The organism is Candidatus Pelagibacter sp. HIMB123, assembly GCF_052048195.1.
Lineage (GTDB): Bacteria > Pseudomonadota > Alphaproteobacteria > Pelagibacterales > Pelagibacteraceae > Pelagibacter.
The window spans coordinates 99,379-113,684 of the sequence record NZ_JBNAIL010000012.1 but is presented as its reverse complement, the minus strand read 5'-3'; the positions used below and the strand labels follow the sequence as shown (position 1 = coordinate 113,684).

General features: G+C 26.7%; 15 protein-coding genes. 6 read left to right on the top strand and 9 right to left on the bottom strand.

The window, feature by feature from the left end; translation table 11 throughout:
* The 4 genes from ileS to ACTTBL_RS03700 form a co-directional block, all read left to right on the top strand.
* Positions 1-2,378: isoleucine--tRNA ligase (gene ileS, locus ACTTBL_RS03715; protein WP_440643672.1), on the top strand; the 2,378-nt coding region annotated here is incomplete at its 5' end.
* Positions 2,379-2,380: 2 nt separating this feature from the next.
* Positions 2,381-2,887 carry a signal peptidase II gene (gene lspA, locus ACTTBL_RS03710; protein WP_440643671.1) on the top strand — a complete coding sequence of 169 codons (507 nt, stop codon included), beginning with the start codon at positions 2,381-2,383 and terminating at the stop codon, positions 2,885-2,887.
* Entirely contained in the window at positions 2,874-3,200 is a 327-nt protein-coding gene (locus tag ACTTBL_RS03705; protein ID WP_440643670.1) for a DUF3035 domain-containing protein, read from the top strand. The genes lspA and ACTTBL_RS03705 overlap by 14 nt, the downstream gene beginning before the upstream one ends.
* Entirely contained in the window at positions 3,200-4,363 is a 1,164-nt protein-coding gene (locus ACTTBL_RS03700; protein WP_440643669.1) for a glucose-6-phosphate isomerase, read from the top strand. Before ACTTBL_RS03705 ends, ACTTBL_RS03700 begins: the two co-directional genes overlap by 1 nt.
* Here the strand turns inward: ACTTBL_RS03700 and rsmD are convergent.
* Both rsmD and purD read right to left on the bottom strand, forming a co-directional pair.
* Positions 4,346-4,912 (bottom strand): 16S rRNA (guanine(966)-N(2))-methyltransferase RsmD, encoded by a 567-nt coding sequence (rsmD, locus tag ACTTBL_RS03695; RefSeq protein WP_440643668.1) that lies wholly within the window; start codon positions 4,910-4,912, stop codon positions 4,346-4,348. The genes ACTTBL_RS03700 and rsmD overlap by 18 nt on opposite strands.
* Entirely contained in the window at positions 4,909-6,174 is a 1,266-nt protein-coding gene (gene purD / locus ACTTBL_RS03690; RefSeq protein ID WP_440643667.1) for a phosphoribosylamine--glycine ligase, read from the bottom strand. Before purD ends, rsmD begins: the two co-directional genes overlap by 4 nt.
* 21 nt (positions 6,175-6,195) lie before the next feature.
* Here purD and ACTTBL_RS03685 point away from each other — a divergent pair, with 21 nt between their 5' ends.
* Positions 6,196-6,393, top strand: a complete 198-nt coding sequence (locus ACTTBL_RS03685; RefSeq protein ID WP_440643666.1) for a DUF2093 domain-containing protein — start codon at positions 6,196-6,198, stop codon at positions 6,391-6,393.
* 2 nt (positions 6,394-6,395) lie between these two features.
* On the opposite strand, the gene ACTTBL_RS03680 is transcribed toward ACTTBL_RS03685, so the two are convergent.
* From ACTTBL_RS03680 to ubiA, 5 genes are read right to left on the bottom strand one after another with little or no spacing between them, the layout of a single operon-like run.
* Positions 6,396-7,256, bottom strand: a complete 861-nt coding sequence (locus tag ACTTBL_RS03680; RefSeq protein WP_440643665.1) for a lysophospholipid acyltransferase family protein — start codon at positions 7,254-7,256, stop codon at positions 6,396-6,398.
* A 3-nt stretch (positions 7,257-7,259) separates the two neighbouring features.
* On the bottom strand, positions 7,260-8,189 hold the full coding sequence (gene lpxK, locus ACTTBL_RS03675) for a tetraacyldisaccharide 4'-kinase (RefSeq protein ID WP_440643664.1): 930 nt from the start codon (positions 8,187-8,189) through the stop codon (positions 7,260-7,262).
* Positions 8,170-9,420, bottom strand: a complete 1,251-nt coding sequence (locus ACTTBL_RS03670) for a 3-deoxy-D-manno-octulosonic acid transferase (RefSeq protein WP_440643663.1) — start codon at positions 9,418-9,420, stop codon at positions 8,170-8,172. Before ACTTBL_RS03670 ends, lpxK begins: the two co-directional genes overlap by 20 nt.
* Positions 9,421-9,422: 2 nt before the next feature.
* A complete protein-coding gene (locus ACTTBL_RS03665; protein ID WP_440643662.1) occupies positions 9,423-11,159 on the bottom strand; it encodes an ABC transporter ATP-binding protein in 1,737 nt (578 codons plus the stop codon).
* Positions 11,156-12,025 (bottom strand): 4-hydroxybenzoate octaprenyltransferase, encoded by an 870-nt coding sequence (ubiA, locus tag ACTTBL_RS03660; protein WP_440643661.1) that lies wholly within the window; start codon positions 12,023-12,025, stop codon positions 11,156-11,158. The genes ACTTBL_RS03665 and ubiA overlap by 4 nt, the downstream gene beginning before the upstream one ends.
* A 49-nt stretch (positions 12,026-12,074) precedes the next feature.
* Between ubiA and ACTTBL_RS03655 the strand changes: the two genes are divergently transcribed.
* Positions 12,075-12,479 (top strand): DUF2721 domain-containing protein, encoded by a 405-nt coding sequence (locus tag ACTTBL_RS03655; protein WP_023854756.1) that lies wholly within the window; start codon positions 12,075-12,077, stop codon positions 12,477-12,479.
* Here the strand turns inward: ACTTBL_RS03655 and ACTTBL_RS03650 are convergent.
* Positions 12,472-13,446, bottom strand: coding sequence for a quinone oxidoreductase family protein (locus ACTTBL_RS03650; protein ID WP_440643660.1), 975 nt, complete (start codon positions 13,444-13,446; stop codon positions 12,472-12,474). The two genes, ACTTBL_RS03655 and ACTTBL_RS03650, sit on opposite strands and share 8 nt — an antisense overlap.
* 3 nt (positions 13,447-13,449) lie before the next feature.
* Positions 13,450-14,286 carry a pirin family protein gene (locus ACTTBL_RS03645; RefSeq protein ID WP_440643659.1) on the bottom strand — a complete coding sequence of 279 codons (837 nt, stop codon included), beginning with the start codon at positions 14,284-14,286 and terminating at the stop codon, positions 13,450-13,452.
* Between the last annotated feature and the right edge of the window lie 20 nt (positions 14,287-14,306).

The following is a 14,306-nucleotide window of genomic DNA, read 5'->3' as shown; positions in this document are numbered from 1 at the left end:
AAGTTCCAATAGTTGAGTTTAGAAAAGAATGTAGAACATTTGCTGAGAAATGGATTGAGGTTCACAAAAGTCAATTTAAAAGATTAGGTGTTGTGGGGGATTGGGAAAATTATTACTCAACAATGAGCTTTAATGCAGAAGCCCAGATAGTTAGGGAGCTTGGTAAATTCTTACAAGAGGGAAGTTTATATGAAGGTTTTAAACCTGTGCTATGGTCAACAGTTGAGAAAACTGCGCTTGCAGATGCTGAGGTAGAATATCAAGACCATAAATCAGATACAATTTACACTTCGTTTAAAGTTAAATCATCTAATTTAAAAGATTTACTTGGAAGTGAAATAGTTATTTGGACAACAACTCCATGGACAATACCAGCGAATAAAGCTTTAGCATATAACGAGTCTCTTGATTATATAATATTAGAAATAAGTGATGAAGGAGATTTTAAAAATAGAAAAATTGTCATTGCAGATGCTTTACTAGAATCAGTTGTTAAAGAGTGTGGACTAAAAAACTATAAAAAAATTCATACCTTTAAAGGAAAAGAATTTAGTAATACTATTTGTAGTCATCCTTTTTTATATCTTGGCTATGAATATGATATCCCAATGCTTGAGGCTAGATTTGTAACTACTGAGCAAGGAACTGGAATAGTTCACTGCGCACCTAGTCACGGACCTGACGACTTTAACCTTTGTTTGAATAATGGAATCAAAGCAATAGAAACAGTTGATGGAGATGGAAAATATACAAACAATGTTAAATTGTTTGAAGGAATTCATATTTTTAAAGCAAATCCTATCGTTATTGAAAAACTTAGAGAACAAAAAAATTTATTATTTAATGGTGAGTTGGTTCATTCCTATCCACACTCATGGAGATCCAAAGCTCCACTTGTTCATAGAGCTACACCTCAATGGTTTATTTCAATGGAAAGTCATAAACTAAGAGATAAAGCATTAAAGGCTATTGATGAAACAACTTTCTATCCAAGTAAAGGTAAAGAGAGATTAAAATCAATGATAGAAACAAGGCCTGATTGGTGCGTATCAAGACAAAGAGTTTGGGGAGTACCTCTTCCAATTTTTGTAAATAAAAAAACAAAAGAAATTTTAGTTGACGATGAGGTTATTGAAAATATTGCTTCTATTTATGAAAAAGAAGGTTCAGATTGTTGGTTTTCAGACGATCCTCAAAGATTTTTAGGAAACAAGTATAAAGCTGAGGATTTCGAAAAATTAAGTGACATTGTTGAGGTTTGGTTCGATAGCGGTTCAACTCATTCGTTTGTTCTTGAAAAAAGGGATGATTTAAAATGGCCAGCATCAATGTATTTAGAGGGTTCAGACCAACACAGAGGTTGGTTTCATTCATCATTATTAGAATCTTGTGGAACTAGAGGAAGAGCACCATTTGAGTCCATTTTATCTCATGGATTTGTTGTAGACGGCAAAGGTTTAAAAATGTCTAAATCTTTGGGAAATGTAATTGCACCTGAGGATATTCTAAAAAAATATGGAGCTGATATTTTAAGGATATGGGTAGCATCATCAAATTATGCAGAAGATTTAAGAATAGATTATTCAATATTAGATCAACACGCCGATTCATATAGAAAGATTAGAAATACATTCAGATATTTGCTTGGAAACATTAATGATAATTTTGAAAATATAAATTTAGATGATCTAGATTTATCTGAGCTACCTGAGTTAGAGCAATTTATGTTACATAAAATTTTTGTATTAAATGATAAATTTAAAAAATATTTCAGGAATTATGATTTTCACAATTTATATAAAGAACTACTAAATTTCTGCACTGTTGATTTATCTGCTTTCTATTTTGATATTAGAAAAGATAATCTTTATTGTGATCCTAAAGACTCAAAAAAAAGAAAATCAACTATTTTACTACTTAATGTAATTTTAAATGCACTATTAAAATGGTTTGCTCCTATTTTGTCTTTCACAACTGAAGAAATTTTTAAGTTGTTATTTAAAGATCAAAAAAGTATTCACCTTGAAAAATTTCTAGAATTTCCTGATAAATTTAAAAATAAAAAACTTAGCGATAAATGGAGTGAATTAATTAAAATTCGAAATATTTGTAATATAAGTATTGAAGAAAAAAGAGCTAGTAAAGAAATAGGATCAAGCTTAGAAGCTAATTTGAAAATCCAATTGAGTCAAAAATTAAAAGATCTTACTGAAAATACTGATTTTTCTGAACTTTGTATTACTTCAAAAGCTGAAGTTATTTATAAAGATGATGTCGAAACAACAGCAATCACTTCTAAAGCAAAAGGATCAAAGTGTTCGATTTGCTGGAAGATAAAAGAAGCAGTTTGTGATAGAGCTAATTGTGCTTTGAATTAGGAATGATAATTAAAAACTCAGGAAAAAATTTTATTATTAATTTATCTTTGATTGTACTGATTTTTTTATTCGATAGAATTTCAAAAATTTATGTAATTTATCTAGACAAGAAATTTTTAGGATCTCAAATATTTTCTTCAGAATTTTTAAATATAACTTTAATTTGGAATGAGGGAATTGCTTTTGGATTATTTTCTTTTGATGAAAAGTATTTTTATAATATCTTAACTCTATTTATTGTTATAATTATTCTTATTATTTTTTTTATGCTTATTAAAAGCAAAGGATTTAAAAAATACGCTCTTCTCATAATTTTAAGTGGGGCACTAGGAAATGTTTTTGATCGAATATTTTATAAAGCTGTTCCTGATTTTATAGATTTTCATATCGGTGACTTTCATTGGTTTATATTTAATATTGCTGATGTATTTATAACGTTAGGAGTATTTTTTATGATATTATCTGAATTTATTGGTAATAATAATGTCAAAGATTATGAAAAATTTTAAATTTGTAGTTCTATTTATTTTAATTCTAACTACTTTAAATTCTTGCGGAACTGTTAAAGAAGCTTTTTCTTCTCAAAAAAAAGATAGTACTGACGAATTTTTAGTAGAAAAAAAAAATCCTTTAAAATTGCCACCTGATTTTGATGAATTGCCAATACCAAATCAAGATAGAGATGAGCAGAATGATGATGAAGACGAATTAAAAGAGCTGTTAATTATATCTGAAGATAGCACAAAAAATAAATCAGAAAGTTCAGATTCAAAAAATGATACTTTGGAAAAACAGTTATTAGAAAAAATTAAACAAAATTGATGTTTACTGAGAATATAAAACTCATTCCTTTTAAAAATAAAATCAATAGTAGTTCTATTAAAAAAAAATTGAAGATTATTTTAAATGAAGATAATGAAGTATTAAAATCACTCGGAAAAAATTATCAAAGCTCTTTTAAAAAATCATCATTATCTAAATATTATAAGTTTAACAATTTTAGAATAATTGGTATGGGAGGTTCCTCTTTAGGCTCACACGCAATTTATGATTTCTTAAATAGTAAAATTAAAAAAAAATTTATTTTTGTAAATAATCTACAAGCCCAAAATAAACCTGATAAAAAAAAAACTTTCGTTAATCTAATAATTTCTAAATCTGGAAATACAATTGAAACAATATCTAATGCTTCTATTTTAATTAAAAAAAAAGATAAAAATATATTCATAACGGAAAAGAAAAATAGCAATTTATATTTTTTAGCAGAAAAATTAAAAGGAGATATTATTCATCATAATAACTATATAGGTGGTAGATATTCCGTATTATCTGAAGTTGGTATGGTACCAGCTGAACTAATGGGTTTAAGTCCAAATAATTTTAAGAGATTTAATAGCTTGATAAAAAATAAAAATTTTATCAATAATTTAATTTCTAATGTTGCATCACTTTTATATCTGTCAAAAAAAAAAAAATTTAATTCAATCATAATAAATTATGATGAAAGGTCTGATAGTATTTTTAAGTGGTATCAACAATTAGTTGCAGAAAGCCTTGGTAAGAAAAAAAAAGGTTTCTTGCCAATAGTTTCAACCATGCCGAAAGACAATCATAGTGTTATGCAGCTCTATTTAGATGGATTTAAAAATAATTTTTTTACTTTTTTTTATGTAAATGATTTCAAATCTTTAAAAATAAAAAATTCCTTACTTTTAAAATCTGATAATAATTTAAGAAATAAAAGCTTATCAGATATTTTAAGTGCTCAAAAAACTGCATCAGAGAATATATTCAAAAATAAAAATATCCCATTTCGAAGTTTTGAAATTAAAAAAAGAGATGAAAAAACTTTAGGAGAGTTATTTAGTTTTTTTATTTTAGAGACAATTTTACTTGGAAAATGTTTAGATTTAAACCCATATGATCAGCCTGCAGTTGAATTAATTAAAAAAGAAACTCAAAAATTATTAATTAAAAAAACTTAAAAATATTATTTTTGAAATACCATATTTTTTTTCTTCAATAATAGAAAAATCTGATGGTAAATTGTCTTTCGAATTTTTATGTCTATGTATGATTATTATACCGCTCTCATCTAGAAGCTCATTTTTTTTTATATTAAGTAAAATGTTTTCTATATTTTTATATTTAAAAGGTGGATCTAAAAAAATTATATTAAATTTATAATTTAGTTGAGCTAATGTTCCATCGTCATATGCATCTTGCTCAATAATTCTATAGTTATTTTTTGAAATGAGATTAGTTAAATTTTTTTTTAATATTGTTAGGGCTTCAGAATAGTTTTCCACGAATACCACTTGATCTACTCCTCTGGACAAGCATTCTAGACCAAAGGATCCAACACCTGAAAAAATATCTAAAACATTAGCTTTATTTATATTTAAATTAAATTTATTTGAATGATTTATTACATTAAATATGGATTCTTTTGCCAAATCTTTTAATGGTCTAGTTTCATTATTTTTAGGTAGTAGAATTTTTTTTCCTTTTAATGAGCCAGATATTATTCTCATCTATTAATTACTTTATACCCAATATCTTTTCTGTAGAAGCCACCAGTCCAGCTTAGCTCAGATATATTGTTGATTATATTATTTTTTGCGTCAGCAAAATTATCTGATAGTGATACAAAATTTAAAACCCTTCCTCCAATTGCATATACTTTTTTATTTTCAATTTTTGTACCTGCGTGAAACAAGTGATTATAATTATCCAATTTCATTTTTCCCAAGTTATTAATTTCTATATTTTTTTTGAAATTTTCTGGATACCCTTTGGAGCAAACAACAACACAAATACTTTTTTTATTTAACCATTCAATATTAACTTTATTTAAATTCTGATCACAGCAAGCATTAAATATGTCAAAAAGATCAGTTTTAAGTTTTGGAAGTATGGTTTGGCATTCAGGATCACCCATTCTAACATTATATTCAATTAAATAAGGTTCATTATTTACTATCATCAAACCTGAATACAGAAATCCACTATACTGTGTTCCTATTTCTGACAATCCTTTCAAAGTAGGTTTGATTATTTTATTTATAATTTTTTCTTTTATCTCTTTGTTAATTAATCTTGATGGTGAGTATGCACCCATACCACCTGTATTTTTACCTTTATCTCCCTCTAAAACTCTCTTATGATCTTGAGCTGTTCCAAAGCATTTAAAGTTTTTACCATCATGTATTGTGAAAAAACTCATCTCCTCTCCTTTTAAGAATTCTTCTATGAGTAAATTATCTGCAACACCAAATTTTCCTTCAAATATTTCTTTTACCGCTATTTGAGCTTGATCTATATTATCACAGATATAAACACCTTTTCCTGATGCTAAATTGTCTGCTTTGATTACCACAGGGTATTTAGTTTTTTTTAAAAATTTAATTGAGTCTTCATTATTTTTAAATATTCCAAATTTCGCAGTTGGAATGTTAAATTTTTCACATAATTTTTTTGTGAATATTTTGGAGCCTTCTAATTGTGAGGCAATTTTATTTGGTCCAAAAACTTTTACTTGAAATTTTTTAAGATAGTCAACTAAACCTTCAACCAAAGGTTTTTCAGGCCCAATGACTATTAAATCTATTTTATTATCTAAAACGAATTCCTTAATTTTATCAAAATTTTCTAAGTCTATATTTACATTTTTTGCTATATCAGCAGTTCCTGCATTTCCAGGAAAACAAAATATTTCATCAATTTTATTTGATTTTCTTAAACTCTCGCATATTGCATGTTCTCTTCCACCACTTCCTATTATTCCAACTTTCATATAAAACTATATAAACCATAAATGACAAAAAAATTAGCAAAATTAAAGTATTTACCTAATAATTTTCAAATCATTGAAAATGGAGATTATGTTATCTGTGCAGTATCTGGAAAAAAAATTAATTTGGATAATTTGTTTTATTGGAATGTAGAATTACAGGAAGCATATTTTTCTTATAAAGAGGCTTTTGATAAAAGAGAACAATTAGACAAAAAATAAATTTATTTCCATCGATTGTGGGACCAAATCCATTGCTCTGGTTTTTTTAATATCAATTTTTCAAGTTCAAGATTTAGTTCACCAGTAATATTTTCTATACTTTTTTCCTTGGAGAAAAATATGGGATTTTTAATAGTTATTCTAAAAGTTACATCTTTAATTCTCTCGATATAAACAGGAACAACTGGGATATTAAATTTTTTTACAAGTTGAGCAGGTATTGTAGTTGTGAAGGCTTTCTGTTTAAAAAAAGGAGACAAAATTCCTTCGGAAACCCTTTGATCGATCATCAATGCTGTAGAAAAATTTTGTTTTTTATACTTTATTAAATTCTTTGTTCCTCCAATACCTTTTTTGATTTGATACTTGCAAATATATTTTCGTCTTATTTTTTCCATAAATGGATTTAAAAACAGATTATTCAATGGTCGATATATTGCTAATAAATTAATCCCATTTTTTTCTATAAACATTGCCATCAATTCGAAATTACTTAAATGCCCAGATACAAAAACAACTTGTTGATTATTTTTTTTTATTTTCTCAAGAATTTCTTTTCCCTCAATTTCAATATTTGAAGAAAATTTGCCAACTCTAAAATCTTTTAAAAAAATATATTCTGCAAAGGTTCTTCCATAATTATTCCACATCAATCTAGTTAATATCTCTAAATTTTCATTATTAATATCAGGTAATGCTCTTTTTATATTTTCATGAATTATTTTTTTTGATCTAAACAGCGGACCAATTTTTTCAAATATTTTGCCTCCAATAGCTGAGGACATTCTCAATCCACAGATTTTAAAAAGAATAAATGCTGTTATTACAAATATGTATTGAATAAAATAATAAAAATATTTCATTTTTTATAGTAAGTATTTTATTAACTTTTCTTCATCAATTATTTTTAACTCTGACTTTAAAAATTTAAATTTATTTTTATTAGGATGATCTATTCTTACGAAATCTTTTTCAGTAGTTAATATTTCACAATTTAATTTATTAGCATTATCCATGATTTTATTCATATCATTTTCTGAATATTTGTAATGGTCAGGAAATTCAATATCTGCCAAAACATTTAATCCATAATTTTTAACCATTTTAACAAAGGTATTATGATTTCCTATTCCAGAAAAAATTAAGTATTTGTCATCTGATTTAAATTCATTTAAATTAATAGGCTCATATTTTCCTAAATGAATATTAATTTTAGGATTAATTTTATTTATCTCGTTACTAATTTCTTCTATGTTTTCTAAATTTCCATTTAGAAAAACATGTTCATACTGACTTAAATTATTCAATTTTTCTCTTAATGGTCCAGCGGGCAAAGTTAAACCATTGCCTACCCAATTTAATGTATTGAAGCACACAAATTTTAAATCATAATCTATAGATTTATCCTGAAGTCCATCATCACAAATAGCCACTTCAAAATTTTCTTTTTCAGCTTGAGAAATTGCATCAATTCTCTTGTAGTTTACGAATAGGTTTCCCTCATTTTTGAGAATATTTTGTTCATCTATTTGATCCTCATATTTTTTTTTCACAAAGCATGCACGTATTTGTCTTTGTTTTAAAATTTTATTTATTTTTATACTTAGAGAGGTTTTTCCAGTCCCGCCAAGATAAAAGTTTCCTACACAAATAGTCTTTATTTTTAGTTTATTTTTATTTTTAAATTTGAAATTTAAAAATTGAAAAATGTTAATTAAAAGAGCAATTGGCGTTAATATATATGCGACAATATTTGGTTTTTTGTAATCCCAAAATTTAGGTTTTTTTAAATTCATTAATAATTAGGTTATCTAATTCTTTTATAGTTTTTTTTAATACTTTATCTCCAATTTTCTTTATCTTAATGCCAATATTTTTATTTTTTTTAAAGGTTATAGAAGAAGCTAATTGGTTTGGTGTGTAGACAATTCTAGAAACTTTTAAGGATTTCAATAATTTATAAACATCTTTAAAATTATCAGTGTTTGTTCCGTGTAAAATTTTAGCACCATAACGAGCAGCCTCAAGTGGATTTTGTCCACCTCTATTGATTATTGAACCTCCCAGAAAAACAGTAGATGCAATTTTGTGAAATTTTTTAGTTTCACCAAAGGTATCAACTAAATAGATATCAGTATTTTTTAAATTTTTTTTATTAGAGCTATGAATTTCTACATTAAGACCAAGTTTCTCTATACTTTTTTTTATTTCCTTACTTCTATGTACGTGCCTTGGTATTATTATAGTAATTAAATTTTTAATTTTTTTCTTTAATTCTAAGTGACTTTTTGCACAAAAAACTTCTTCATTTTTATGTGTGCTTGATGCAACCCAAATTTTTCTTTTTACTAATTCAGAATTTAAAGATTCATTCAATTTATCATTAAATATGTTATTATTTTCTGCAAACTTAATGTTTCCAATTAATTTAATATTATTTATTTTCATTTTTTTTAAATAATTTCTTGTTTCTAGATTCTGTGGATAAGCAATTGTAACGTTTTCTAAAACAGATTTAAAAAACCTTTTTATTTTTATCCATCTGTCAAAAGTTTTTTTTGTAAATCTAGCATTTAATAAAACTAATGGAATTTTTCTTGATTTTAGATTTTTAAACATAGATGGCCAAATTTCTGAGTCTATAAAAAGAGCTACATCAGGTTTCCAAAATTTTAAAAACCTATTTGTGAATATAAAATGATCTATTGGATAAAATTGATGAATTGTTTTTTTAAAATTATATTTTTCAAAAACTTTTGAAGAACTTAAGGTACTTGATGTAACAAGTATTTGATCTATTGATTTTTTTTTTTCGTAGATTTTAATTATTGGTATAACACTTAATAGTTCACCTACACTTGCGCCATGAAACCAAATTAATTTACCATCCTTTCTTTTTTTAGATGGGAAGCTAAATTTTTCAATATATCTTTTTTTATCTTCTTTATTCTTTAGTATTCTGAGAAATATTATTATAGGAGATAAAATTAGTAAAAATGTTAAAATTATTTGATATATAAAAAACATATTTATTTTTGAATTTGTTTCTCATAAAAATTTTTATATAACTTTGACTTTATCAATAAGTCTTCATGTTTACCGCTATCAATAACTTTACCTGAATCTATCAAATATATGTTGTTAGAATTTAAAATTGTTGAGAGTCTGTGAGCTATAACTATGGTTGTTTTATTTTCAGTTAATATTTTGAGGGCATCTTGAATTTTTTTTTCCGTTTCAGAGTCTAGAGATGAGGTTGCTTCATCCAGTAAAATAATCTGACTTTTTTTAATCATAGCTCTAGCGATAGATATCCTTTGTTTTTCACCACCAGATAATCTAACCCCATTTTCACCAATTATTGTTTCATATTTATTTGGTAATTTTTCAATAAAATCGTGTGCATTTGATAATTTTGCAACTTCAAATATTTCCTCATCTGTTACATTTTCGTTGGCATATTTAATATTATTTTTTATTGTATCATCAAACAAAGTTGTTTCTTGACTAACTAATGAAATATTTTCTCTTAATGAACTTATTTTAGTGTCATAAATTGACTGATTATCTATTAATAAGTCACCATCATCTGGTTGATAAAATCTTGGAATTAGATTTAATATTGTTGATTTACCTGATCCACTGTGTCCAACTAGAGCTGTCATTTTCCCACCCTCAAAATTTAATGTAATATTTTCAAGAACGTTATTTTCATTAACATCATATTTAAAATAAACGTTTTTAATTTCTATATTGCCCTTACTTATATTTAAGTCGGTAGCATTTGTTCTATCTTTAATCATATTTTCAGTATCAACTATTGGCAGAATTCTTGTAGCTGCTGAATAACCTTGATTAACTACCATATTGAGTGTTGATAGGGACCTCACCGGTTGGTAAGCCAACATCATTGCAGCAAGAAATGAAAAAAAATTATTTACTTGAAGTTCATTCTTCATAATTAATTTTCCAGAGTAATAAATTAATATAGCTATCATTATTCCTGTTAAAATTTCCATTATTGGTGACATCCTGACCAAAACGGTACCAATTTTTTTGCTTTTATCTTTTAATTGATCCAAATGATGGTCTGCTCTGTTCGTCTCAAATTTTTCTTTTTGAAATATTTTAATTAGTTTATGATTTTTAAATAATTCAACTAAGTAACTAGTAAGAAAACCAGATTTTTCCTGGGCTTGAGTTACAACTTTTCCTATTCTTTTTCCTAATGTTCTTGCCGCTACACTTGCTAGAGGAATCATAATAATTGAAATTAAAGATAGTTTCCAATTTTGAACAAACATGACCACTAGTAACCCAATTAAAGTTAGACTATCTTTAAATAAGTTAAGTATTGCAATACTAAGTAAGTTAGTAATATGGCTTACATCATAAATTAAATTTGAAATAAATTTACCAGAATGTTTTTTATCTATAAATTGAGTGTCTGCTCTTATTAGAGATCTTAACATATCATATTGGAGTTTTTTTTTCACTTCTTCTCCAACATTAATCATTAAAACTTTTGCAATATATAAAGATATACCTTTTGTCGCAAAAGCTAAAATTATAAGTATAGGAATAACAAAAATTAATGTTTGATCTTGGTCTATAAATATTTTTTTTATCGCAGGATCTAAAAGCCAGGCAATAGATGAGGTACTTCCAGCTACTAAAACTGAAAAAAAAGCAGAGAGAATTATTTTATTGATATGTTTTTTCGTGTAATCTTTGTACAATCTTTTAAATGTATCTGCTTTTCTCATATTAAATTTTTACCAGCTAAAATATTTAAAAAAATAATTAGTCCTAATAGGTTGTTACTTTTAAATGCCTTCAAACAACTTGAGGAATCTCTCAAATTAAAAGTTTTTAATTGATAAAAAAATAAATGAAAAATAGGAATTAACATTAAAACAAAATAAATATAATTAAATTTCATAAAATACCCTCCACCAAGGAAAAAAATAATTAAAAATGAATAACATGAAATTAAGAATTTTTTTGCATTTCCTTTAAATTTAATTGAAGTAGATTTTAATCCAATTATTTCATCATCTTTAATATCTTGATATCCATAAATGGTATCATAACCCAGTGTCCAAAATATGGCCCCTAAATAGAATAAAATTGAAATGAAATTTATTTCACCCTCAATTGCAGTCCAGCCAAGAATTAAACCATAATTAAAAGTAATTCCTAAAAATAACTGGGGCCAATATGTAAATCTTTTCATAAGTGGGTAAGTAAATGCAAGAGGCATAGAGGCCATGGCTAAAATAATAGTAAATAAATTAAAATTTATTAGAACTAATAATGCTAAAAAACACAAAAAAACTGAATAAAAGATTCCTAGGCGTATAGATACTTTTCCCGAAGCAATTGGACGATTTTTAGTTCGAAATACTTTTGCATCAAATTCTTTATCCAAAATATCATTAACAATACACCCAGCTGATCTCATCAAAACAGATCCTAAAAAAAACAAAATTAAATAAAAAAAATAATTATTTAAATTTGAAGAAAAATCATAAGCCAATGTTAAACCCCATGCACATGGCCAAAATAATAGCATAAAGCCAATTGGTTTTTTTAATCTAGTTAATTCAATGAAAAGATTTAATTGGTTCATATTTTACTTGTAAATAACAAAGGCTAGATTCATAATCAAATTGATTCGTATGAATATAGATTACACAGTCACAGCACTAATGTTTCCAGCAATACCTCTATTAATGGGAGTTTATAGCAACAGGTTCCATTCTCTTAGTATTTTAATTAGACAGCTACATGACGAACATGTTTACGAAAAACACATTCCACCTGAGTGGAAAAAGCAATTTATAAATCTTAGCGGCAGAATAACTCTTTTAAGATGGACTATACTTTTCGCAGCTTTTGGATTTTTATTTAATATGTTAACTGTATTTGCTCTTTATTTAGATGAAGTTTTTTTAGCAAGAGTAATTTTTGGATCTTGTTGTTTATCGATGATTATATCTATAATTTTTTTTATAAGAGAAATTCAAATTTCAACCAATGCACTTAAGCTCCATATGTCAGATATGGATGTTGATGTTAATTAGGCACTATTACAGCTGGGCCTAAAATTTTTCTTCCTTCGAGATCTTTATGAGCTTGAATAACTTCTTCTAAACTATACTTTTTATAAATTTTAATTTTGACTTTACCAGAGCTTATTTTTTCAAACATTGTTTTAGAGGCTTCATCTAATTCCTCTCTTGTTGAAAGGTATTGTTGCATAGAGGGTCTTACAAGATACAAACCTTTTGGCTGAATTACTTTTGGAACATTTATATCTGACAACGGTCCAGATGCATTACCAAATGAAACCATCATTCCTCTTATTGCTAAACATTCAATTGAACCATCTAATGTATCTTTACCAACACCATCGTAGACTACTGGGACACCTTTGCCATCAGTAATTTCCAAAACTTTTTTAGCAAAGTTTTCTTTATTATAATTGATTACATGATCGTAACCATTTTCTTTTGCTATATTTACTTTTTTTTCTGATCCAACCGTACCTATAACAGTACAACCTAAACTTTTTGCCCACTGTCCAAAAATCTGACCAACGCCACCAGCTGCTGCATGAAATAAAATTGTTTCTCCTGATTTAACTGGATAAGTTTTATGTAAAAGATAAAAAGTTGTTAAACCTTTTGTCATCAAAGTTGCTGCGATTTCAAGATCAATATTATCAGGTACTTTTACTAAATTTTTAGTTGGATAGTTTCTGTGTGAACAATATGAACCTAAAGGAATGCCAGCATATGAAATTTTATCACCAACTTTGAAGTCTTTCACATTTTCCCCAACATCAGTGATAACTCCAGCGCCTTCTAAACCCAAACCAATCGGTAGTTTTAAAGGGTATAAACCTGATCTATGGTAAGTATCAATATAGTTAAGACCAATTGCTTTTTGTTCTATTGTTACTTGATCAGGACCTGGCTTATCTAATGAAATGTCTTTAACCTCTAAAACTTCAGGTCCACCAGTTTTATTGATTTCTACAGCTTTCATAATTTATTTTACAAATGTACCATTATGATAATCTTGAACTGCTTGCAAGATCTCAGCTTTGGTATTCATTACAAAAGGCCCACCTCTAGCTATTTGCTCATTAATTGGTTTGCCTGAAATAACTAAGAATTTTGCATTTGACTTAGCTTTAACTATTAAATCTTCACCCCTTGTTAAAAGTATTAAAGTACTATCTTTCAAATTTTCATGTTTGTTTTTGCCTATTTCAATTTCACCACTAATTAAATAAACAAAAGTATTGTGAGTAGATGGTAATTTAAAATTGAACTCTTTATCTTTATTTAATTCTACATCAAAATAAACTGGCTCAACATTGTGTCCTTTAACAGGACCTTCAGCTTTTTCAAATTTTCCAGCTATTACTTTTACTTGTTTATCATCATCTTTATGAACACTCATTTTATCAGCATCAATATAAAGATATTCAGGCTTACTCATTTTTAATTTAGCAGGCATGTTAATCCATAATTGGAACCCATGAAGTCTTCCTTCTTTCATAGCAGGCATTTCTGAATGGATAATTCCACTTCCAGTTTTCATCCATTGAACGTCTCCAGCAGTCATTCTGCCTTCACCACCTGTACTATCTTTGTGCTCAAAATCTCCAGCCAACATATAAGTTACTGTTTCAATTCCTCGATGAGGGTGGGGTGGAAAACCAGCTATATAATCCTCACTATTTTCTGATCCAAATTCATCAAGCATTAAAAAAGGATCAAAATAATTTGGCTCAACACCAATACTTCTTTTTAATTTAACTCCAGCACCATCAGAAGCAGGGATGGGGTCAATAATTTTACTAACTTCAATATTTTTCATATTTCGTAAATAAGAATTTT